Annotated in this window: 24 protein-coding genes, 1 tRNA gene and 2 pseudogenes; 16 read left to right on the top strand and 11 right to left on the bottom strand. The window is 39.5% G+C overall.

The window, feature by feature from the left end; all coding sequences use genetic code 11:
• The 3 genes and pseudogenes from AVJ20_RS14735 to AVJ20_RS14725 all read left to right on the top strand — a co-directional run.
• A pseudogene (locus AVJ20_RS14735) lies at positions 1-151 on the top strand (pyridine nucleotide-disulfide oxidoreductase); the annotation flags it as partial.
• A gap of 266 nt (positions 152-417) precedes the next feature.
• Entirely contained in the window at positions 418-660 is a 243-nt protein-coding gene (locus tag AVJ20_RS14730) for a hypothetical protein (RefSeq protein ID WP_078192893.1), read from the top strand.
• Between the two features lie 236 nt (positions 661-896).
• Entirely contained in the window at positions 897-1,091 is a 195-nt protein-coding gene (locus AVJ20_RS14725; RefSeq protein WP_111885752.1) for a hypothetical protein, read from the top strand.
• Between the two features lie 69 nt (positions 1,092-1,160).
• Here AVJ20_RS14725 and AVJ20_RS14720 read toward each other — a convergent pair whose 3' ends face one another.
• Together AVJ20_RS14720 and AVJ20_RS14715 are read right to left on the bottom strand one after the other, a co-directional pair.
• Complete coding sequence (locus AVJ20_RS14720; protein WP_111885751.1) at positions 1,161-1,808, bottom strand: LysE family transporter; 648 nt, start codon at positions 1,806-1,808, stop codon at positions 1,161-1,163.
• A 147-nt stretch (positions 1,809-1,955) separates the two neighbouring features.
• Positions 1,956-2,528 (bottom strand): FxsA family protein, encoded by a 573-nt coding sequence (locus AVJ20_RS14715; protein WP_111885750.1) that lies wholly within the window; start codon positions 2,526-2,528, stop codon positions 1,956-1,958.
• A 132-nt stretch (positions 2,529-2,660) separates the two neighbouring features.
• Here AVJ20_RS14715 and ruvC point away from each other — a divergent pair, with 132 nt between their 5' ends.
• On the top strand, positions 2,661-3,206 hold the full coding sequence (gene ruvC, locus AVJ20_RS14710; protein ID WP_078189034.1) for a crossover junction endodeoxyribonuclease RuvC: 546 nt from the start codon (positions 2,661-2,663) through the stop codon (positions 3,204-3,206).
• Positions 3,207-3,276: 70 nt separating this feature from the next.
• Here ruvC and AVJ20_RS14705 read toward each other — a convergent pair whose 3' ends face one another.
• Positions 3,277-3,552, bottom strand: coding sequence for an acylphosphatase (locus AVJ20_RS14705; RefSeq protein ID WP_111885749.1), 276 nt, complete (start codon positions 3,550-3,552; stop codon positions 3,277-3,279).
• 1 nt (position 3,553) lies between these two features.
• Positions 3,554-5,041, bottom strand: coding sequence for an NAD(P)H-hydrate dehydratase (locus AVJ20_RS14700; protein ID WP_111885748.1), 1,488 nt, complete (start codon positions 5,039-5,041; stop codon positions 3,554-3,556).
• Positions 5,042-5,061: 20 nt separating this feature from the next.
• Here AVJ20_RS14700 and queG point away from each other — a divergent pair, with 20 nt between their 5' ends.
• Both queG and bioB read left to right on the top strand, forming a co-directional pair.
• Positions 5,062-6,156 carry a tRNA epoxyqueuosine(34) reductase QueG gene (gene queG, locus AVJ20_RS14695; RefSeq protein ID WP_111885754.1) on the top strand — a complete coding sequence of 365 codons (1,095 nt, stop codon included), beginning with the start codon at positions 5,062-5,064 and terminating at the stop codon, positions 6,154-6,156.
• Between the two features lie 277 nt (positions 6,157-6,433).
• Positions 6,434-7,426 (top strand): biotin synthase BioB, encoded by a 993-nt coding sequence (bioB, locus tag AVJ20_RS14690; RefSeq protein ID WP_111885747.1) that lies wholly within the window; start codon positions 6,434-6,436, stop codon positions 7,424-7,426.
• Between the two features lie 125 nt (positions 7,427-7,551).
• Here the strand turns inward: bioB and AVJ20_RS14685 are convergent, their stop codons facing one another.
• Both AVJ20_RS14685 and AVJ20_RS14680 read right to left on the bottom strand, forming a co-directional pair.
• A complete protein-coding gene (locus AVJ20_RS14685) occupies positions 7,552-7,776 on the bottom strand; it encodes a hypothetical protein (RefSeq protein ID WP_111885746.1) in 225 nt (74 codons plus the stop codon).
• Between the two features lie 538 nt (positions 7,777-8,314).
• A pseudogene (locus tag AVJ20_RS14680) lies at positions 8,315-10,369 on the bottom strand (YcaO-like family protein); the annotation flags it as partial.
• Positions 10,370-10,883: 514 nt separating this feature from the next.
• Here AVJ20_RS14680 and AVJ20_RS14675 point away from each other — a divergent pair.
• Positions 10,884-10,960: transfer RNA gene (locus AVJ20_RS14675), tRNA-Ile, on the top strand.
• A gap of 364 nt (positions 10,961-11,324) precedes the next feature.
• Here the strand turns inward: AVJ20_RS14675 and AVJ20_RS14670 are convergent.
• Genes AVJ20_RS14670 through AVJ20_RS14655 form a run of 4 tightly spaced genes read right to left on the bottom strand, consistent with a single transcriptional unit; the run spans position 11,325 to position 18,154 of the window.
• Positions 11,325-14,201 carry a type I restriction endonuclease subunit R gene (locus AVJ20_RS14670; RefSeq protein ID WP_111885745.1) on the bottom strand — a complete coding sequence of 959 codons (2,877 nt, stop codon included), beginning with the start codon at positions 14,199-14,201 and terminating at the stop codon, positions 11,325-11,327.
• 51 nt (positions 14,202-14,252) lie between these two features.
• Positions 14,253-15,350 carry a PD-(D/E)XK nuclease family protein gene (locus AVJ20_RS14665; protein WP_111885744.1) on the bottom strand — a complete coding sequence of 366 codons (1,098 nt, stop codon included), beginning with the start codon at positions 15,348-15,350 and terminating at the stop codon, positions 14,253-14,255.
• Positions 15,351-15,359: 9 nt separating this feature from the next.
• Complete coding sequence (locus tag AVJ20_RS14660) at positions 15,360-16,586, bottom strand: restriction endonuclease subunit S (protein ID WP_111885743.1); 1,227 nt, start codon at positions 16,584-16,586, stop codon at positions 15,360-15,362.
• Positions 16,586-18,154, bottom strand: a complete 1,569-nt coding sequence (locus tag AVJ20_RS14655; RefSeq protein WP_111885742.1) for a type I restriction-modification system subunit M — start codon at positions 18,152-18,154, stop codon at positions 16,586-16,588. The genes AVJ20_RS14660 and AVJ20_RS14655 overlap by 1 nt, the downstream gene beginning before the upstream one ends.
• 202 nt (positions 18,155-18,356) lie before the next feature.
• On the opposite strand from AVJ20_RS14655, the gene AVJ20_RS18450 reads away from it, so the two are divergent.
• The 6 genes from AVJ20_RS18450 to AVJ20_RS14635 all read left to right on the top strand — a co-directional run bounded on the left by AVJ20_RS18450 (position 18,357) and on the right by AVJ20_RS14635 (position 21,015).
• Positions 18,357-18,515, top strand: coding sequence for a hypothetical protein (locus AVJ20_RS18450; RefSeq protein WP_171319303.1), 159 nt, complete (start codon positions 18,357-18,359; stop codon positions 18,513-18,515).
• Positions 18,516-18,594: 79 nt separating this feature from the next.
• Positions 18,595-19,164, top strand: coding sequence for a hypothetical protein (locus tag AVJ20_RS14650; RefSeq protein WP_228157226.1), 570 nt, complete (start codon positions 18,595-18,597; stop codon positions 19,162-19,164).
• Entirely contained in the window at positions 19,139-19,366 is a 228-nt protein-coding gene (locus AVJ20_RS14645; protein WP_111885741.1) for a hypothetical protein, read from the top strand. Before AVJ20_RS14650 ends, AVJ20_RS14645 begins: the two co-directional genes overlap by 26 nt.
• Before the next feature lie 159 nt (positions 19,367-19,525).
• The gene (locus AVJ20_RS14640; protein ID WP_162689779.1) at positions 19,526-20,440 is read left to right on the top strand and encodes a hypothetical protein; all 915 of its coding nucleotides are present in this window, start codon (positions 19,526-19,528) and stop codon (positions 20,438-20,440) included.
• 182 nt (positions 20,441-20,622) lie between these two features.
• Positions 20,623-20,781, top strand: a complete 159-nt coding sequence (locus AVJ20_RS18445; RefSeq protein WP_171319301.1) for a hypothetical protein — start codon at positions 20,623-20,625, stop codon at positions 20,779-20,781.
• Between the two features lie 12 nt (positions 20,782-20,793).
• Complete coding sequence (locus tag AVJ20_RS14635; RefSeq protein WP_111885739.1) at positions 20,794-21,015, top strand: helix-turn-helix domain-containing protein; 222 nt, start codon at positions 20,794-20,796, stop codon at positions 21,013-21,015.
• 6 nt (positions 21,016-21,021) lie between these two features.
• Here AVJ20_RS14635 and AVJ20_RS14630 read toward each other — a convergent pair whose 3' ends face one another.
• Positions 21,022-21,273: a helix-turn-helix domain-containing protein gene (locus tag AVJ20_RS14630; RefSeq protein WP_111885738.1), complete on the bottom strand. Its 252-nt coding sequence runs from the start codon at positions 21,271-21,273 to the stop codon at positions 21,022-21,024.
• A gap of 113 nt (positions 21,274-21,386) precedes the next feature.
• On the opposite strand from AVJ20_RS14630, the gene AVJ20_RS14625 reads away from it, so the two are divergent.
• Genes AVJ20_RS14625 through AVJ20_RS14615 form a run of 3 tightly spaced genes read left to right on the top strand, consistent with a single transcriptional unit; the run spans position 21,387 to position 22,690 of the window.
• Positions 21,387-21,896: a hypothetical protein gene (locus AVJ20_RS14625; protein WP_111885737.1), complete on the top strand. Its 510-nt coding sequence runs from the start codon at positions 21,387-21,389 to the stop codon at positions 21,894-21,896.
• 18 nt (positions 21,897-21,914) lie between these two features.
• On the top strand, positions 21,915-22,217 hold the full coding sequence (locus AVJ20_RS14620; protein ID WP_111885736.1) for a hypothetical protein: 303 nt from the start codon (positions 21,915-21,917) through the stop codon (positions 22,215-22,217).
• A gap of 23 nt (positions 22,218-22,240) precedes the next feature.
• Complete coding sequence (locus tag AVJ20_RS14615) at positions 22,241-22,690, top strand: hypothetical protein (protein ID WP_111885735.1); 450 nt, start codon at positions 22,241-22,243, stop codon at positions 22,688-22,690.
• The last annotated feature ends 16 nt before the right edge of the window (positions 22,691-22,706 follow it).

Genomic DNA, 22,706 nt, shown 5'->3' with positions numbered 1-22,706 from the left:
AATTAACGAGCGTAACGAAACCAATGTAAAAGGTGTATTTGCTGCCGGTGACTGTACAACAGTACCTTACAAACAAATCATCATTGCGACAGGTGAAGGCGCGAAAGCATCATTATCTGCTTTTGATTACATCATCCGTTCGGGTCAATAATTCAGTTTAGACAGAACAGCAAAAGCCAGTTTTCGAACTGGCTTTTTTTATGACTGAAAATTCATCTCTTGTTTCATTTATAAATTATTTATAAAACAAATATTTAACTCTCTGACACTTCTCACTTACACAATGATGAGCAAAACAAACCGTTTAAAACTTGTACAGCAGCTTATTTGCACATTAAGATAAAACAATCATCACGGATTGATGGTTGACAATAACAACAAGAATGTTGGTCAAATTCGACTAAATGGAGAAAAGCAATGCACTATCAATATCACTGTGCTTGTTGCAATAAAGTATTGGCTTCAAGCGATAAAGAATGTTCCGAATGTGGCTCGCATAATATCCGTAGCCCATATGGCTTTTGGATATTTTGCATACTCAGTTGTTTGGCTGTTGCCATTCTATTTAAGAGTGTTCAAGTGTATTTACAACAGCATGATACTGAAGCTACGACCCAACTTAACATCTTTGAAGTACTCAAGCAAGATGGTAAAAATTAAGCTTTTTTTACAACAGCCAAATACAGCCCTATGAACAAGCTGGCAATGTGTAAAATTTTAGCTAAGCTGAATTTAAGCACCGTTATCGGGTCGCGTTAAAGTCATTCAAAGCGAGAAATTAAAATGATGAAAGCCTGAATGATTTCAGGCTTTTTTATGCGCTAGCATCGCTCTGCTCACTTATCTTCACGAGGAAAATTCTTTAAACTATGGCAATAGCAATGAGGTTCTAGACGATGGTGCAGTTAATCAAAAAAGGCGGTTTGCGTGAACGCGCCAATCGTAGCCGATCATACAAAGGCTCTGAAAATACCGAAACCACCCTCAAACCGAACCGTTATCGTGATCATGCTGAAACTACCGATGTTGCACAAGATCCATCAAATACAGCACCATCCAAAGACCAAGATCAAACCAATCCAGAGCAATAAAATTGGCACATAAAAAAAGCCAAGTTCTAATACTTGGCTTTCGCTTTGCTGACAGCAATATGTTTGCAGCTATTGAAGATTGAACATTCTAATTGCGTCGAACCACAGCCAAATCGCAAAAATTAAAAATAACGCCCCTGAAACCACATCAATATAACTACCCGAACGTTGGTAGAGTGCTTTAATTTTAGGCAAAGACATAATCATCATAAACAGACTAAACACAATAAAAGTTTGAATCGGAATGATGACAGCAAGCTGTGCTTTTAGGTTACTACTGGCTGATGAACTCAACGCCAGTGAGAACACACTACTAAAATAGATCAGTGTTTTCGGATTGGCTAAATTCGTAAATAAACCTAATAAGAAATAATTTTCAGTATTCTGCTGACTTAAGGCCTGCCCATCTTCTAAATTAGCTGTTTTATTTAAACTTTTAAGCCCACCACTAAACATCGCCCAACCCATTTTCGCCAAGAAAAATCCACCAACAGCCATTAAAACTTGTTGTATCCATGGAAATTGCTCAACCAGAACCGTAAAGCCCAATAAGGTTAAAACGACCCACACCACAATCCCGACAGAGATCCCCGAAATAATTTTTAAGGTATTTGCACGCGTTGTTGATGCTGCACTTTTAGCAATTAATAATACATCTGGACCGGGACTCAACTGCGCAACAAAATGAAGCGCACAGATGGTGAATAACAGTGACATGCAAGCTGATTCATTTGAATTAAAACGTGAAGATTATATCGCTTGTTCAATTTTTTTGTTGGCAACACAAGGTTTATTTTTAGGCCGTATCAAAATTTACGCAAAAAAAAAAGCCGAATACACATTCGGCCTTTCATACTGAGTTAATTATTTTTTATTGACATCTTTCAGTTCAATTTGTTTCGCATCTGGCGTCACTTCACGAGCTTCACCATCAATAACGGATGAATCACGACCTGATTGCTGATTTTGCATATCTTGCATTTGACGCATCATATCTGCAAATGGGTTCTGACCTTGAGCACCGCCCATGCCTCCCATATCCCCCATCATGCCACCCATCATTTTTTCCATCATGGCTTGCTGACGCTTCATCATTGTTTTCATTATGACTGCTTTCATGGCATTTTGTACAGGTGGAATCAAAATAAGTAATGCCATAATATCTGAGATTAGACCCGGTAACAGCAATAAGAAACCAGCCAAAATTTTTGGTAAATTTCCAGTTAAAGCTGGATCATTACTCATTTGACCTGCTTGCATTTGCTGCATTTGAGGCATCAGACCTGATGAATATTTACGGATAATATTCATCCCTATAAAGAAGGCCGCCACGAACCAGAAAAAGACATACCACATGCTGCCGACGAGGTCGCCCACACCGATCCAGACAAACACTTCCAGGATCAAGCCTGCTAAAATCAGAAGAAATAATTTCATGAAAATTAAACAAATCTCAGTAAATTAATTTAAGGTGTTGCGTTCAACTGCTCAATTACTATCAAGCTTTTTTGACACGCTTATGTAACAATATGGGCATATTTTTATTTTTAAAGGGCAAATAGGGCAAACATGTCATTAATTATCGGTATTGACCCTGGGTCGCGCTTAACTGGTTACGGCATCATCGAAAAGGATGGTTCTAAACTACGTTTTGTCGATGCTGGCACCATTCGTACCGAAACGACAGAAATGCCTGAACGCTTAAAACGTATCTTTGCTGGTATTGATCGCATCGTAAAGTTTCACGGGCCTACTGAAGCTGCTGTTGAACAAGTCTTTATGGCTCAAAACCCTGACTCAGCCCTAAAACTAGGTCAAGCACGTGGCGCTGCTATTGCTGCTTTAACCAATTTAGATTTACAAGTCGCTGAATATACTGCGCGGCAAATCAAACAATCTGTAGTCGGCTATGGTGCTGCAGATAAAGAACAAGTCCAAATGATGGTTATGCGCATTCTGAACCTAAGCATCAAACCCCAGCAGGATGCAGCCGATGCTTTGGCTGCCGCAATTTGTCATGCGCATGCGTCTGGTAGTATGAGTAAAATGGCTGTACTGAATGCCTTAGGTGGTATGGCTCGTGGCCGAAGCCGTGTAAGCACTCGACGTCGATAAATAATCGTCAAATCATATAGCTCAGTAATTCATTCTGTTTTCGAAAGCCCACTCAATCGAGTGATCAAATTTAGCGAATCATTTTAAAATTGCTATAGTCTAATTCATGCATTGGAATTTCTTGCTGATCGATTTTAGTCACGTCTGCTCGTAAAGGACCCACCAGACTGTGTTTCAGTATTTTATGAATGGCGTCTTCAGTTCCTATAATCAGCGCTTCAACTTCGCCCGTCGCTAGATTTTTCACATAACCATTCAAACTAAGTGCAAGCGCTTGCTGCTCAAACCAACGACGGTAGCCAACACCCTGCACTTTACCTTGAATTCGCAATTTAACCGCATGCATTTTAGTCTTCATCTCCTGAATGATTGACCACATGATAAACCGCTTGGGCCATATCCTGTGCCTGCAAACCACGCATCCCCGACTGCGCCAATACATCACCTGCTAAAGCATGCAGACTTACGATTTCATGCAGATGAATTTGCTGATGGAATTGTGCTTTTAAACTTGCAATCATCCCTGCAAGCACATCTCCCATACCGCCTGTACCCATTCCTGCATTACCTGCGGTGCAAATCCAAAGCTGATCTTCAAGTATTAAGCTGCCTGCGCCTTTAAGCACCCATTGACCTTGAAATTTTTCTTTTAAATGTTGAATTGCTTGTATACGATCTGCTTCAACTTCAGCAGTAGTAATACCCAATAATTTCGCAGCTTCACCCGGATGTGGCGTTGCATAGGTTTGTACATTCAAATTTTTAGGTGCCTCAGCTAGAAACCATAAGACATCTGCATCCAAAACAATTTCCAAGGTTGACTGCTGAATCAATGGAAACCATGACTGAAACTGCTGTTGGGCCCAATCGTCACGACCAAGCCCCATGCCAAAGCTAATCGCATCGACATGATCGATCAGTTGCTGAATCGCTTTTACATTTAATGCATTGATATCGCGTAGCATAATATTCGGTGCGCGCGCCAAAATAGCGGTGTGATGTCGTGCATCACAAACAACCGTGACCTTACCTGCACCTGCATGGAATGCAGCCTCAGCAGCCATAATCACCGCCCCACCCATTTCAGCATGGCCACCAACAACCAAAACATGGCCATAAATGCCTTTATGACCAAAAGCTTGACGTGCAGGTAAAGTGATTTTCTGTGGCGACAAATACGCAAGTGGTTCAAGCTCAGCATCAGTCGGTATGCATGCTATCACCGAAACTTCACCTGCATATTCCTTCGCTTGACCTGTAAATAGCCCTGCTTTTAGACCCAATGCCGTAAAGGTATAATCGGCTTGAAATGCGATGGGTAAAGGCTGTCCTGTATTGGCATGTAAACCGCTTGGAATATCAATAGCAACTTTGAGTCCCGTGCATGCATTTAATCGTTGAATAATGGCTTGCCATTCGCTAGAAAGTTCACGATTGAGCCCTATACCAAATAATGCGTCGATATAAACGTCATAGTCATGCTGAAAATCAAAATGTGTATAGATCTTGAGCTTGTGATCTATCGCTTCTTGTACAGCAGAATGTAAATCTTTCGATGCTCCAATTTCAGCGGCATAGATATCGACTTGAAAGCCTGCTTGCTGTAGGTATTGCGCTGTAAGATAGCCATCTCCTGCGTTATTGCCCTGTCCACAACATACAGCGATATTTTTTAAATTTTGCTGCTTTAACCTTGGAATGAGTTGCTGAGCAATCGACCATGCGACCTGCTGCATCAGACCATAACTGCTATTGTGCTGAGCAAACCAACGCTGCTCCCAAGCTTGAATACTTTGGCTAAGATAAACAGGGCTATGGTAAACTTGCAGACGCATTGTTTTTCCTTGTTATGATTATGGCCGCTTCAACTCCTGCACAAAAAATTCCTGTCGATCAATATGATCCAGAAACCCTAAAAGCATGGATTAAAGCACAAGCCTTAAATTTAGGTTTTTCTGATTGTGTCATCGCAAAGCCAGATGCTCAAGAGGAACTCCCTCGTTTTAAAGAATATTTAGAACGTGGTTATCATGGCGATATGAAATTCCTAGAGGAAAACCTTGAAAAACGTGCCAATCCTGCACTTTTAGTCCCCGGCACCCGCAGTATCATTTGTGTCCGCATGGATTATTTGGTCGAAACCCCAAAACCACGTTATGTTCCTGATGAGCCAAATGCAGCCATCATTGCACGCTATGCACGAGGTCGTGACTACCACAAAGTCATGCGTGGTCGTTTAAAAACCTTGTCGAATATCATCCGTGAAAAAATCGGAGATTTTGAATCTAGACCCTTTGCCGACTCTGCACCAGTGTTTGAAAAATCCTTAGCTGAAAATGCAGGCATGGGCTGGACAGGCAAACACACCTTACTGATCCATAAAAAATCAGGCTCATTTTTTGTATTAGGTGAGCTGTTTACATCACTCGATTTGCCTTTTGATTCGCCGGCAACCAAACATTGTGGTTCATGCACAGCCTGTATTGATATCTGTCCAACTCAGGCCATCGTTGAGCCCTATATGTTAGATGCACGTAAATGCATTGCCTACTTAACCATCGAATACAAAGGCATCATTCCTGAAGAATTACGCCGTGGCATTGGTAACCGTGTGTTTGGTTGTGATGACTGTCAACTTATCTGTCCATGGAATAGCTTTGCGCATAAAACTCAAATTGAGGACTTTTATCCACGTCATGGCCTCGACCAAGTGAGTTTATTAGATCTTTGGCAATGGGATGAAGCCACTTTTTTAAGCTGTACTGAAGGCAGTCCTATCCGACGAACAGGCTATCAAAGCTTTATGCGAAATATCGCCATTGGCTTAGGCAATGCACCATACAGTTCAAATATTGTTCAATCATTAAAAAATTCTCGCGAAAAACATGACGCGATTGTGCAAGTTCATATTGATTGGGCAATTGCAGAACAAAACTCAAAAATGCTTTAAGGGTTTTTATTCTCTATTTTCCAGATCCTTACAAAGTTTTCATTTAAGCTAAAACTTAGTGACGTAATCCAAGAAAATTAATTTTTTAGCTCAAAATAAACATTGCAGCGATTGTGCTGTCATTTAGCATAACTTTGCAAGCATCTTAAATATCAAAAGTTCTTTGAAAAAGTCATTTCAATGCATTTTAGCTAAATTGCAATGTTACAAAATAGTCTTGGAAGTCTGCAAATTTTACGTATGATGATCTGCATTAGGCAGAAAATATGGATCATTTATGAGCTACCGAAATGACTGGACACATCCAGAAATAAAAGAGTTGTATCAACAACCATTGATGGATTTATTATTCCAAGCACAGACCATTCACCGTGAATATTTCCAAGCCAATCATATTCAAGTCAGCACCTTACTTTCGATTAAAACTGGTAAGTGCCCTGAAGACTGTAAATATTGCTCTCAGTCTGCACATTATGACTCTGGATTAGAAGCTGAAAAACGTCTGGCTGTGGAAAAAGTCATCAATGAAGCGAAAGCTGCGCTTGCCTCAGGTTCTTCGCGTTTTTGTATGGGCGCTGCATGGCGCAATCCACATGAACGGGACATGCCCTATGTGCTAGAAATGGTGCGTGAAGTCAAAGCGCTGGGACTTGAAACCTGTATGACCCTTGGCATGCTGAATCAGTCTCAAGCAGAGCGCTTACATGAGGCAGGCTTAGATTATTACAACCATAACCTCGATACCTCTCGTGAGTATTATCCCAATGTCATTAGCACGCGTAGCTATGATGACCGTTTAACGACGCTAGACTATGTTCGCCAATCTGGAATGAAAATCTGTAGCGGCGGAATTGTGGGCTTAGGTGAAAGCCGTGATGACCGTATCGCCTTTTTGATGGAGTTGGCAACGCTGCCGATTCATCCTGAATCCGTGCCGATCAATCTCCTTGTCCCTATTCAAGGTACCCCACTTGCTGATGTAGAAAAACTCGAAGTCATCGAATGGATTCGCACCATTGCAGTCGCACGGATCATTATGCCAAAAAGCTATATTCGACTCTCTGCAGGTCGTGAATCCCTGAGTGATTCAGAACAAGCTTTGGCATTTATGGCAGGTGCAAATTCACTCTTTTCTGGTGAAAAACTACTGACCACGCCAAATGCAGGCGAAGGCAAAGATCAGCTTTTATTTAGCAAACTCGGTTTAGTGGCTGAACAGCCCAAACCAAATGCTGCACAGCTTTCAACTGATGCCATGCAAATGGCTTAAAATAAGCCCCGAAGTTCGGGGCTTAGTTCAATTGAATGATCAGTGATAGGTATCAAAGTGCAATGCAAGAGATGGTGCGAACAAATGAAATGGCTAAATCACCATGAGTAGGGAAAATATATCGTTTACTTCGCAAAGTTATGTGCTGTTATTAAAATTCCATAGCCTGCATTTAAATAATCCCCTTCACGAATAATGTCTTGACCATTAGCATGTTGAACCACCAATTGCTGCTGAATCACATCATAATGAAAAGATTCAAAGCAATCCTGATGTTGTAATAACCATGCAATGGTATCTGCCATATTGGCATCGACGGTATAACGCTCGGCTTGAAAATCTTTACTCATATCTGCATAAAAACTGTGAATGTATTTCTATTTTAATGATTTCAATATTGACCGGCATTAAAAAAGTGAGCTTTCGCTCACTTTTTTTTCGGCTTAGACTCTGCATTACTTTGTCACACCGCACTTACGACATTCCTTGTGCGAACCGATTTCTTCCATTTGCTCGTATTCGTAAATATGCATGCAAAATAGTTTTCTGAATAATTGAAGCATGTTGTTAAAACTCCCGTTTATTTATTAATGTGCTTCTAAATATTTCGTCCTGAAATATTATGATCATGCCTAAACACGCCATAGCTAATTTATTATCATATTTTTCCAATGAGTCAAATATCTTTACTTTAAAATGACACAATTTCGGATAATCGGTTATTTTTAAGCCTTCCTTATATTCACCTGAGTTCTAAGGTTTTTTATTAATATCAGCATCACAGATATAGATTATTTTTCAGCAAATTTGCACAAAAAAACTCCCCCTTAGGAGAGTTTTTTCAAATAGATGATCACATGAGTAACGTTATTCACAAGGCCAGATTTAAACGTTCTGACTGGCAAACTTCGCACGTGCAGCATGCAATTTTTTATAGCTATCAATCAGACGTAAATGACGATCTAAACCTTCAAGTTGCATATTGGTTTCAGTTAAACCGTAGAAGCGAAGACTGCCATCCATTGAACCAATCACTGCATCCATACGTTCGTCACCAAACATACGACGGAAATTATGTTCATAGTCATTGAGATCTAAGTCATCGTCCAATTCAACTTCTAAAACCACATTCATGCATTGATAGAACAAACCACGTTCAACTGTATTAGTGTTGTACTGAAGGAAGGTTTCGACCAACTCTTTTGCTTCTTCAAATTCTTGTAAGGCAATATAGATCAGTAGTTTGAGCTCAAGAACCGTTAATTGGCCCCATACGGTATTGTCATCAAACTCAATCCCGATGAGCGTCACAATATCCGTGTAATCATCCACCTCAAGCTCTTCCAAGCGCTCAACCAGTGACACTAACTCGTCTTCATCTAGGCGATGAATATTTAAAATATCTTCACGGAAGTCCAAAGCTTTGTTGGTGTTATCCCAAACCAAGTCTTCAACCAAATACACTTCAGAATAACCCGGAACTAAAATACGACATGCCGTAGCACCAAGATGCTGGTAGACCGCCATATACGCTTCTTTGCCCATATCTTTTAGAATCGCAAACATCGCTGCGGCTTCTTCCGCATTGGCATTTTCACCTTCAGATGTGAAATCCCACTCTACAAAATCATAGTCTGATTGTGCGCTAAAGAATTTCCAAGACACCAAACCACTTGAGTCAATAAAGTGTTCTACAAAGTTATTTGGCTCAGTGACTGCATTTGAGCTAAACGTTGGTTTTGGTAGATCGTTTAGACCTTCAAAGCTTCGGCCTTGTAGAAGCTCGGTTAAGCTACGCTCTAAAGCTACTTCGAGTTTAGGGTGCGCACCAAAAGATGCAAAACCCCACCAGTACGTGGGTTCATTAAGGTTACGCACATCACAGGGTACTGACCACCAAGTGAAGCATCTTTTACCAATACAGGAAAACCTTGTTCTTCTAAGCCTTGTATACCCGCAACAATACTTGGATATTTGGCTAAAACCTCTTCTGGTACATCTGGTAGAGCCAATTCACCTTCTAAAATCTCACGTTTGACCGCACGCTCAAAGATTTCCGATAAACATTGCACTTGAGCCTCAGCCAAGGTATTCCCTGCACTCATCCCGTTTGACAAGTATAAATTTTCAATCAAGTTTGATGGGAAATACACTGTTTCACCGTCGGACTGACGGACAAATGGAAGAGAGCAAATACCGCGTGCTATATTTCCTGAATTGGTGTCATATAGATGTGTGCCTAATAACTCATTTTCTGGGTTATAAATTTCACGTGTATAGTCATCTAAGATTTCAGTAGGTAACTCGCCTTCTGGGCCGGGTTGGAACCATTTTTCATCTGGGTAATGCACAAAGTCAGCATTGGCAATCTCTTCACCCCAGAACTGGTCGTTATAGAAGAAGTTGCAATTGAGACGTTCAATAAATTCACCCAAAGCCGAAGCTAATGCGCTTTCTTTGGTTGAGCCTTTACCATTGGTAAAACACATGGGCGATTGTGCATCACGAATATGTAGAGACCAAACATTCGGCACGATGTTACGCCATGACGCGATTTCAATCTTCATGCCTAAACCAGCCAAAATACCTGACATATTGGCAATGGTTTCTTCTAATGGCAGATCTTTACCCGGAATAAACGTGGTACTGTCTGACGCTAAATTTGGCATAAGTAAAGCTTGTGCATCTGCATCAATGCTTTCTACTTCTTCAATGACAAACTCAGGACCAGTTTGAATCACTTTTTTAACCGTGCAGCGGTCAATTGAACGCAAAATACCTTGACGGTCCTTTTCAGAAATATCCGCAGGTAGTTCAACTTGAATTTTGAAAATTTGCTTATAGCGGTTTTCAGGATCAACAATATTATTTTGTGATAAGCGAATATTATCTGTCGGAATGTCTCGCGCCGCACAATACACTTTTACAAAATACGCTGCACATAATGCTGATGACGCTAAAAAGTAGTCGAATGGTCCGGGAGCAGAACCATCACCTTTATAGCGAATAGGTTGGTCGGCAATTACCGTGAAGTCATCAAATTTGGCTTCTTGTCGAAGGTTATCGAGATAATTAACCTTAATTTCCATGTGGGCACCTAAATATTCTTATGTGTCAGTGCAACACATAAAAATGAAAACATAAGCCGAATAACTGTAGGACATTGACTTAAAAATGTGAGGCCAGTACCAATCTAAGCGCTGTTGGGCACGGTACTGACAAGAATGGGCATTATTATAAGGTTATTTTGACTGTTTGATAACTTTTGTCGTGATTTACATCACAATAGGATTCGACACTTTGTGCATTTTGGTCGAATCCAAGCTCAACTGCTGCAACTACAGCCAATTTGTTGTGTTAGTGTGCAGCCGTGAAGAAAAAGGCTTGTCTTTTAAAAAAATCTTCGCTAGTATGCTTTGCGTCTGAACTTGTTGATAAATAACACATTCAGAATATAGGGCCTATAGCTCAGTTGGTTAGAGCAGCGGACTCATAATCCGTTGGTCGACAGTTCAAGTCTGTCTGGGCCCACCAAATTCGAACCCCGTAACTCTTTGAGTTATGGGGTTTTTTACTGCCTAATGGGTTTCAGACCTTCGGATTTTGATAGACCGCTTGTGGTCCATTTTGCATGATAGTCCGTTGTTCTAGGATACAGAATTGTGAAAACCACCCACCAAAACCATTTCACTGACGCTCAATTCGATGAGAGCAACAGATTTGATCATCCGTAGTGTTTTGCATCAAAAATGCTGTGAGCAGCGAAATGGGATGCTGTGGGGAGATTCTTGGAGAATCGGGATCTTACTGTTTTGTCCTAGAGGTCTAGGACTTTTCCGGAATTCTCCTTGGGGGATTGTCTCAATAAGTTATTTACTGAGGGGGTGTCAGCAAGGAACTACATGCCTGTGTAGAACTTCTCAATCAACTGCCTAGTCTTCGTCATCAGATTGGTGAATACGTTTTCACGTTCAAACAGCTTGACCTTGTAGTTTGGCAAATCTTTCAATTCTTCTTTGCGTGGCAAACGTTGAGTGAACTCATACTTGTCTAGGACATTTTTCATGATTTCAGGTTTGAGATTCTCTTCCTGACACAAATGTTGGTAAGCCTGTTCTTTTTCAGCATCCCAGTATTCAGCAAAGACTTCCTTGACGCTTTGACCATTGATCATTTTCGGCATGTTTTGTTCGATGAACTTTTGGATCAGGTCTTGCTTGTTGTGTAGCGTAATATCACTACCTAGTAGATCGTGGATTTGAGCTTGGTACTTCTTGCGCTTTTCATCCGAGTCCGTATCAATAACGAGTTGTAGTAGATTGATGATGTAGCCGACATTGATTCGATCACTGTGTAGAAGGTCAAGCTGAAAATCAACATCATCCAGTACCGATACTTTTTCTTTCTTGGTGGTCTTTCTCACATCTTTGCATAGATCAGCATACTTAGATGCAAAGTTAGCAAAATGCTGTTTGTTCAGCCCAGTTTGATCCTGATCGTACTCAACGAACGTCTGTAGTTGAGCGTTGTAACGCATGACTTCACGGAAAGCCTTGATAAATTCCAGTTGCTGTTCTTCTGTGACTAGATCATCCACTGATTTGTAATCAGGCGTGAGGGAAAAAAGCTTGCTGATTGCTTCTTCGTAATCCTTCTTGATCTCATCAAAGCTTGGAACCAGTACGACCTTCTTGGCATCTTTGTTTGAGAAGAGCGCAAGGGCTTCATCTGTGGCACGTTTCAGATTGCGGAAACAGATGATGTTGCCGAATGGCTTATTGTTATTGTAGACACGATTAGTGCGGGAAAAAGCCTGTATCAGTCCATGGTATTTCAGGTTCTTGTCGACATACAGTGTATTCAATGGCTTTGAGTCGAAACCAGTCAGGAACATATTTACCACCAGTAGAATGTCGATCTGTCTTTTCTTGACTCGATCTGCAATATCTCTGTAGTAGGCGTAGAACTGGTCGCCTGAGTTGTAGTTGGTGTTGAATTGCTGATTATATTTGGCAATGTAGCGATCTAGCTTGTCTCTGTTGGACTGGTTAACCTGACTTGGAACTTCTGCTGCTTCCTCGTCAATCAGGCCGTTCAGATCCTCATTGGGTACGGATTGGTTGGCAGAGTAGGAGAAGATGGTTGCAATGGTCAAAGGCTTGAAAATACGTCCTTGAGCTTCGTCTTCAATCTGCTTGGCTGCTTGTACCTTTTCGAACAGTTCATAGTATTGTGTCAACACATCGACTGAGCTGACACAGAACATTGCAGTGAATTCACGTTTCTTGGTTTTGGTGTCGTGAGTATCCACAATGTAGCGTGCAATCATCTCCAAGCGTTGAGGATTGTCGTATAGCTCTTGGGTATCAATGCCTTCGACTTCGTCATCATAATCAAAGTTTTGTTGCATTCCCTTGACCGTGTACTTACCACGATAATCGATTTGGAACTGCAAGACATTTCGGTCACGAATCGCATCGACAATCACGTATTGATGTAGGCATTGATGGAATAGGTAGTCTGTGGTGAGTTTCAGACCAGCCTTGGACTGACTGTTCTCTTCAAAGATTGGTGTACCTGTAAAGCCAAACATCTGTGCATTACTGAAGAACTTTTTAATGTTTTGGTGTGTATCGCCAAACTGACTGCGGTGACATTCATCAAAAATAAACACCACCTTTTTGTCTTTTAGGTAGTCGATGTATTCGGCATAACGATCATTACTGATAGCTCGGTTGAGCTTCTGAATGGTAGTGACAATCAATTTGTCATGGCGTTGATCGAGCTGTTTCACCAGGATGTGCGTACTATCAGTACTGTCGACACTGTCTGCCTTAAATGCGTTGAATTCTCGAGAAGTTTGCGTGTCTAGGTCATTTCGGTCTACTACAAACAGCACTTTCTCTACATCGGGCATTTTCATGATGATCTGACTGGCTTTGAACGAAGTCAGCGTTTTACCTGAACCTGTGGTGTGCCAAATGTAGCCATTCTGCTTGGATGTTTGTACGTGCTCTACAATTTTCTGTACTGCATAAATCTGATAGGGACGTAGCACCATCAGGCTTTTGGTGGTTTCTAGCAGCACCATGTACTGAGTCAGCATTTGGGTCAGATGCTGCTGATTGAAAAAAGCTTCGGCAAAGTCGACAATTTCATTGATGTGTTTGTTATGGACATCCGCCCATGGAAAGGCAAACTCGATGCCTGTGGTGCCGTTGGAGTAATAACGAGTATTGGCACCATTACTAATCACAAAGAGCTGAATAAAACCAAACAGCCCTTGACCAGCCCAATAGGCTTCACGAATATAGCGTTGCGTTTGATTAAAGGCTTCGGCGATTTCCATACCGCGTTTTTTCAGCTCGATCTGTACCAAAGGCAAACCATTGACCAGTAAAGTCACATCAAAACGGCTGGTTCTGCCATTATAATCACGGTGATCAATGGTGATCTGGTTGGTGACCTGAAAGATATTTTTGCTATGATCATCTGACAGGAAAAAGATGTGCTTGCTTGTACCATCATCAAATTTGACTGGGAATAGATCACGCAGATTCTTGGCTCGCTCAAACACTGTGCCCGTGTTTAAAAAACTAATGACCTGTTTCCACTCTGTATCAGATAGTGGCGCTAGTCCATTGGCACGTTCAATCTGGGTTTTCAGGTTAGACAGTAGTTGGCTTTCGTCCTTGAGCGTGACTGAGGCATAACCCAATTGCTTGAGCTGGCTAATCAATTCATTTTCAAGTTGGTATTCGCTTTGTACTGTCATTTCACCCTCTAATTTCCAGATTCTTATTCGCTTTATATTCAATATGCTGATTTATCTTAAAGTTTTTTCAATCACATCTAACAAACTCGCTTTCTCCAAAATTAAATCTCGAATCGATTCAAAATTATTTTCAGATGCACGCCAATAGATACACAGCCAACGCTCTGTTCCATTTTTATATTTTTCAATATCCCACGAGAGATAACGTGAATCATCTTGAGATTTTAAAATCTCAAATACTTTTTCGTTTAATTTTTCAGGCAAATTCAAAATATAAGTATTCACCCCAAAGATTGTCTCACCTTGATCTTCATAAATGTATAAAGTGTTATTTGTCGGGATATTCCACGCATCGTTATAAAAACGAATCCCTCCCCATGATTCATATTTGTTTCTAGAGATATAACCATCAATAGATTGATTAAGAAGCTGACTGATACTATCGACAACTTCTTGAATAGTATTAGTTTTCAGCTTTTGTAACTCTTGTATTTCTTGATAATGATCAAAAATAAATTGGATACGGTTCATATCTAGTTTCTGAGTACGATAATAACTTTCAAGATGCAGCAAAAACTCACGTGCAAACAAATTCCATTTATTCATGGGATTCGTCATCATTTGTTCTGCAAGGTAAGGTCGGACAGCATTCACTAATTGTTGGTAGGAAATACCGAGCCAATTTTGGGCTTCACTTTTACCAGAGATACTGAGTATCAAGCCAAGGATAGCTTTGCCTTTTGAGCGTGTTTGAGCATATTTCACATAGTCATCAAATGGATTGTTTTGATGATGGTAAATTTTAGCTTCCAGTAAAATAATATGCGTATTGGTATCAATCATTAGGTCGATACGATTGCTGTTATGTGTAACGCATTCTCGTTCCAAGCTTTCCACTTGACCTAAACTAGAATTCTTTAAGGCGCTAATTCCTACAACAACATCACTAAAGCCTTTCCAGAACACCTCTCCCAACTCATGTGATTCTTGAGGGTTTAAGAAAAATTCAAGCAATTCAGTGGTGGGATTTTCGTAATAGCTACGAATCGCAGTATCGAAAAAAGTTTTTTCTCGCGGTATCGCTTTAAACTTTTTTGCAGAATCTAAAAGTTGTGTGAAATGTTCAAAAGGTGATGTTGCTAAATTCACTATATCCCCCTACACAAACATCTGCTGCAACAAGCCTTTTTTCCAAGTTTTAGCCTGTTCAATTTGCTCTGCCACCACTTCAATTTTTTGGTCGATAGAGGACAAGAAGTTTGCTATTTTGGTTTGTTCTTCTAGGCAAGGTTTAAAAAGAGCAACCTCAAAAAACTCTTGAAGGCTAATATTTAATAAACCATGATTTCTAGCACCTTCTTGTGCAATTTTTTCCAACTCAGGAACCAAAGCACCGCTTTCTACATAATGTTCAAAAAAATCAGAATTGATTTCTGTATTTAGTGAGAAACAAATATAAAGTGTAGAAACAACGCCTTTTTCATATAGCTTTAGACGTTTAATTGCTCCCATTGGATAACCCGCAGAATAGCTCTTGTTATAAGCAAATTCTCCCTTATGCAATAAGTAGTACTTAGTCAAATCACGAGATGCAATCTGTTTGCTGAAGTATTCTTGTTGATTTACTAGTCCCATTTGAGCAGAGATAGTTAGTGCATTCTGATTATCTTCTTTATTCTTCCGCGTGATTCGTGTAGCAACATCACTAAGTACTATTTCCTCCCACTCCCCAAACTCACTCCCATCATCAGCTTTAAAGCGAATCTGCTGACTAAACAGCTTTTGCATCATGCCTTGTTTATATTGGCTGAGTAGCTCATGCTTTTGCGTGAGTTGGCTGATCTTTTCATCGACTGCGGAAAGGAACGAGGCGATTTTGGTTTGTTCTTCTTTGGATGGAAAATTTAATTCAACCTCTTTAATCTCAGAAGCTAAAACATGTTCAATGGTATTACCTGTTTTTACCTGTGATATTATTTTTTTACCAAGTGGTGTATAGAAATAATATTTGACAAAATGTGAATTCGTTTTTTGTTGTTGATGGGGTGACAAGACAATCAGGGCATGACAATTAGCATTATCATATTCTCTTTCAATAACAGCACATTCACCTACATGACCACTCTGAACCATCAAAATATCATCAATAGACAACTTTGAATTATTTTTTTTTAAATGAAATTCTTCAGAAATATAGATTAATCCTGCTGGATCAATTTTCCCATCTTTTACATTTTTTCCCTGTAAATATTTTACACCCTTTTCTACATAATACGGTGTTGCAACTCCTACAAATCCATTTCTAATTTTGGGAAAGTATTTTTTCAATGGCGCTGATAACCAATCCCCATCAAATTCTTTAAATCGTAACTTAGGTACAGACATTACTTCACCTCCGAAAATGGTGAATTAATGCCTAGCTCTTTACAGAAACTAGTAATCACTACATCAGTCTTTTGACTTTCTTGTTCTAGCTCTTGCAGTTGTTTGGCAATTGCATCTAGATCAATCTCAGCTTCGGCTTCAAAGGTATCGACATAACGTGGAATGTTCAGGTTGTAATCGTTTTCTTTGACTTCTTGCAAAGTTGCTACGTGAGCATATTTTTCAATGTTCTGGCGATTTTCGAATGCCCCAATGATGTTTTCAATGTGTTCAGGCAATAGCTTGTTTTGAGTTTTCTGTTTTTCAAACTCGTTACTGGCATCAATGAACAGAATGTTGTCTTTATGCTCACGGTTTTTCTTCAAGACTAAAATACAGGTTGGAATTGAAGTGCCATAGAAAATATTGGCAGGCAAGCCAATCACGGCATCAATCACATTCATCTGTTCAATTAGGTACTGACGAATCACACCTTCACTTGAACCACGGAACAGCACACCATGTGGCAATACGACAGCCATGGTGCCATTGTCATCAAGCTGATACAGCATGTGCTGCACAAAAGCCATGTCTGCTTTTGAACTTGGTGCGAGTTTGCCGTAGGTGGCAAAGCGTTCATCCTGTAGGAACAATGGATCGGCTGACCATTTCGCTGAGAATGGTGGATTTGCTACGACTGCATCAAAGCGTTTGTCCAAATGCTGTGGACGGGTCAATGTGTTTTCTTGTTTGATGTCGAATTTGGCAAAATGCACATCATGTAGAATCATGTTCATTCGCGCCAAGTTGTAGGTGGTACGGTTCATTTCCTGACCGTAAATCATATCGACATCTTGGACTTCACGTTTTACTCGTAACAGCAATGAACCTGAACCACAAGTAGGGTCATAGACTGAACGTAAACGGTCTTTGCCTTGTGTGACGATTTTTGCCAATAGCGTTGAAACTGTTTGAGGTGTATAGAATTCACCTGCCTTTTTGCCTGCACCTGAAGCAAATTCACCAATCAGGTATTCGTAGGCATCACCCAAAACATCTGCTTCAGTATTGCTGATGTCAAAATCAATCGCATCTAAATGAGTGAGGACTTTTGCGACCAAGGCATTGCGGTCATTGGCATTGTTGCCCAGTTTGGTTGAGTTGAGATCCAAGTCTTCAAAAAGATTTGCAAAGTCATCGGCAGAGTCGGTGCCTAAAGTGCTTTGTTCAATTGATTTTAAGGTTGCAGTTAAATCATCCAAAATGAATTCGCCCTGACGACCACGCTCGGCTAAGGTATGGAATAGCTGTTTTGGTGTGAGCGCATAACCGACTTCGGCAATGGCATTCTTTTTAATTTCTTCGATGTAAGGTACGTGCTCATCGTTATTTTCATCAAACTGCAAGAATGAAATTTCTTCACCATCCAGTAGCTCGTTAGCATAGTTGACTGCTTTTTCTGACAAGTATTTGAAGAAGATGAAACCTAGGATGTAATCACGGAATTCATCTGCCCCCATGGTGCCACGCAAAGTATTGGCAATATTCCAAAGTTGTTTTTGTAGTTGTTGCAGTTGTACTTGGGTCATATTGAACCTAATTAGAATTTGTTGCAAATTTCCAGTAGTTTAGCAAGAAATTCATTTTGTTTCAGGTTGAAAGAGGCAATTGACGACAAATGTTGACGTGTTACTAACGAATTATTTTTGAATGATTTCTTGTGCTGCTGAAATTGTAATTGTAGCTGTTTGAGGGAGATATTATTTTCATGGTCTAGGAAAAGGAGTGACCATGAAAAAACATTACCCCGAACTGGAATCTGTTTCAGATGTCTTTGAGAAAATACCGCATCACCAAAGTCGTTCAATTGCCAAGGCGATTCGTGTTTGTAACGATGTGGAAGCAAGTTATGTCTCCAAAGTCTGTGCTGTTCTGGAAGTAATCCTTTAATTCACCATTTCATCAAATTTGTATGTCCCGATGTGCCTTGAGTGCATCGGGATTTTTTACGTCTACAGGAATCAAAACCATGCAACCACGTATCCATGACAAAGTGGGCTACAGCCTCGTTCACACTTTCACTTGTAACAAGCTTTCTGATCGGGCTAAAGGACAATTGCATTACCAACTCTGGCAGCACAATGATGATCAGTCTTTTGGTATCGCCCTGAGCAAGAATGAATCTTCAGGAGGCTTTAGCGCTGAACTGATCAAAGTGGATGACATCATCCAACTGCTCGGCAAGTTGTATCAAGAAGGCAAGCCTTTTCATGCCGTAGCCCTGAAGACACTTTTCATTGGAAAGTCAGTCAATAACTCTAGTTTTCTCGGGGCTGTACTGGTCGATCAACAAGTCCTTCATCCCCATCCACAAACTGCACGTCTACTGGAGGTGAATGAAGATTACGAACTTTGGACGATTGGCTTGGAAAGTCATCTGAAAACTGGAACCGATGCATCACCCTCTCAAGCTGAAGATCCAGTAGCGGTCAAGCCATCGAAAAAACGTAATGGAAAAGTTGCGGAAAAACCCGTGACGGAGGAACCAGAAAAAAGCACTGAGGAGGAAAGCAATGAAATTTGTGCAGAACAAAGCTGATATCAGCACAGTAAGGGAACGGCCAATTGCTGATGCCATTCTTGACACCATGCAGATGCTAGAAAATCAGTATGAAGAACCTTATCAAGCCACCCTACATGGGTGGTTTGTTGTTTGTGCGCTTGAACCAAGACTTTTAACTGATAGGTCCCCACCAAACTCTCCGATAGTAAGATTTTTATTTGTTGAAGATGAAGCATAAGTGTTCTCGACTATTTCATTCCAATAATCGAAACTATCTTGTGGTCTTATATCTTGGGTGGAGAAGCTTCTAACCATTTTAAAAAGACTAATCTGTGGGTTTATTTTTATATTTCATATAGTATTATGGCAAACCACAAAACTGTTAAAAGACAAGAAAATGCTTAAAAAAATACTATTTGGCTTAGGGGTTATTACTTTATCAGCATGCTCCGATTCTACAAAAACATCTCCGCCTAATAGTGAGTCATCAGAAGCCAGCATAGCTTATAATAATAAAGAGAAAGTTTCTGAGGAAATTAATATTAAGCCTAAAGATTCTTCTATACCTGATTTAAATAATTTTGTAGACATTAACTTAAAAGATAAAAAGAAATCTTTAGTATATTGGTATATAGCTAACACAGATCACGAAATGGATATATATGACTATATTCGAGTATTTTCACCTAAAATTCTTGTAGAACAAAACTCATTCGAGAAAGAGAGAATGATTGAAGAATTTAAAGCTAATTTATACAATTACGAAAAAGACGTTAACTATTATACTAACTTGAATTATTTTTCAATACCTTTCGATAGTTCTAATACGTCTATCGATGAAAATGATATTTCTGCTGAAATGCTAACTATATATGAATATGATCATCAAAAAGGTGGATTTACCAATATATGCGTTAGGGATTATTCAGTTGGGACATTTTTCTCTAAAAGAGAGGAAATATCAAATACTTACATTAAGTTTGTAGATAAAACAAGCAAGGATGATTCTGATAGCCTATGTTTCATACCACTTAAAGATAAAAATAAGGCTGAGAAAATTTATAATTTATTTAGAGATGGTAAAACAGCTATTCTTGGAAAAGCTTATGTTAAGTTGTCAAGTATCCAAGACACTGAAAATAAAAATACAGAGTATAACTTTGATCCTTCAAATACCATTTTTATTGAAACTGTTGCTCTAGATATAAAGATACTTCAACAATACGATGAGAATGATAATTATATTAAAAACATAAGTGATATGCCTGTTTTACATCATGCGATTACTGGTTCTCCTAAATATTTTAATTAATTTAAAGTTAGATACATTGAGTAGGGTAAACCATGCTTAATGTATCTTTCAAATATTGACTCATTTGACTATTTTTAAAAAAAATTAATAACATTGACTTAATTTTAGATGTTGATATTTGTATTTAAATCAATTACATATACATATTATTTTTATGGTCTTTAACTAACAAAGGAGTGACCATGAAAAACCATTATCCAAAACTCGAATCTGTATCTAAAGTCATCGAGACTCTTCCACATCCCCAATGTAAATCTATAGCCAAAGCGATTCGGGTCTGTAATGATAAAAAGACAGATCTACCAACAAAGCTTTGTGCTGTTGCTCTTCTGTTTATTTGAAAGGGGAAATTGATGCTTATCTTGCAACAATGGCTGATTGAACAACGTCAGGCAAAAAATTTGACTTTAGAGCAATTAGCAAAGCAATTAAATAAATCAGTTTCCTATGTTCAGGATGTAGAAAGTGGGCAATATCAGTTGGATGTTGTGGAGTATTTATTTTACTGCAAAGCTTTAGATATCAACCCTAATCACGGACTTGAGCTGATTCAATCAAATCTGACCTCAATCTAGGTCATTCTATTTAGTCTCTAAGAGCACCTGCTCAATCAAAAGCAATCCATCTTGTGGATTAACGCCTAGCTGTCGGCAATACCAAACATATTCAACTACATCTAATCGACGTTCGCCTTGTTCAACTTTTTGAACAAACGAGTGTGGTTTATCCATGCGTTCTGCTAATGCGCGCATAGAACAGTTTTGGTCCTGTCGTGCTTGCTTCAACCAGTTCGTCAAAGCTTGCATTTCTTTCGTATTGATACTTGCTGTCATGCGCTCATTATCAATACAATGCTTAATGTACCCAATATAGGTACATTGTTTTGATTTAGACTCAGAAGTTGAGCTTAAGCTATTACTTTATAATCATATTTATAGGAAATTGTATGGGGTTTTCTAATCTACTTAACTCCGCTTTGACAGCGGTAGCAACTTTATCAGGTGATCCTGATGTGCAACGGGTGGCAAACTCTGCTAATGATCTTGTCGTGTCTTATCAAACTCAGCAACAGCAAGCAATGGCTGAGCGTATTTTGAATTCTCCTGATGGGGTTATCCCTGTTACAGAAAAAGGAGTCACTGTTTGGAAAGCATTGCAATACAACGGAAATGGTGAAGTTGTTGGCTTTTCTAACTTTAACAGCAAAGAGGAATATTTATTGTTAAAACAGCAAGAGCTTAAAGCTCAGCAGTTGCGACAACAACAACTTCAAGCTGAACAGGCAGAAGCTCAACGTAAGAATGCTTCCCAACAAAAGTATAAATCAAGCTCTACTTCAGAGATTGATGCTTATGGAAAAATGCTAGGGGGTTTAGAACAAGCTGTATTGGCATGTTCCAAGTATCGTGAAAATACGCCTCCTTGGAATGATTGTATTTATCGTCTAATGAACTAATCAAATATCGAGATCTTTATGAAAAATTTCAAAGTTTTATTATGCCTTATTTTCGGCATCACACTTTCAAACGTAGCTTTGGCAAAAACAGAACAAGTCACGCTCAAAAAGAATCTTATCGTGAGTGGCGAAGCTGTTATTTTCACAACCACAAAGGGTGAAGTTGTTTTGAATACATCTATGTTGTCAAATCAAGTTGCGAAGCAAATGAAACCTTTCAAAAAAGGTCAATGTCTGCAAATCCAATCAAAGAATGGATTTTTCAACGACAACAATGATGGTCAATATATCCAAAGTATTCGACCATGCCCGAAAAAATAATCGTGACTATATAGGATCATTTGATGAAAAAGCTCGTATTCATATCATTGCTTACAATCACTGGTTTTGCTCATGCAGTACCTAATGTTTGGCAATCTAGCTATGCGCAAGGCTTTTCTGAATATTCAATTCAGGATACCAAAGGCAATACTCTTTGGGTGACATGTAATGATGGTGCAGGTGATAGTTATGATCACTCTGTACGCTTTCAAACTCCAAAGAAAAGCTATGAAAATTCGGACTCAAAATACCCTTTGACTTTCTTATTAGATGGAAAAAGTAAAGTAGCCGCATCAGCATCGACAAAATGGCGTAATGGTGCAAATGCTTGGTATGAGTTCTCACAAGGCATTTCCAAAGCCAAAAAGATTGATGTGTACCTCAATAATAAAAAGGTCACAACTATGACACCTACCCCCAACAGCATCAAATCAGTAGCAAAACATATTGCTACATGTAATGCGATGTTCTAACCCGTAATCTCAATTT

The sequence above is a fragment of the Acinetobacter sp. CFCC 11171 genome (assembly GCF_003268405.1).
GTDB lineage: Bacteria > Pseudomonadota > Gammaproteobacteria > Pseudomonadales > Moraxellaceae > Acinetobacter > Acinetobacter amyesii.
The sequence above is the reverse complement of the archived record's forward strand: the minus strand, read 5'-3'. Positions and strand labels throughout refer to the sequence as shown.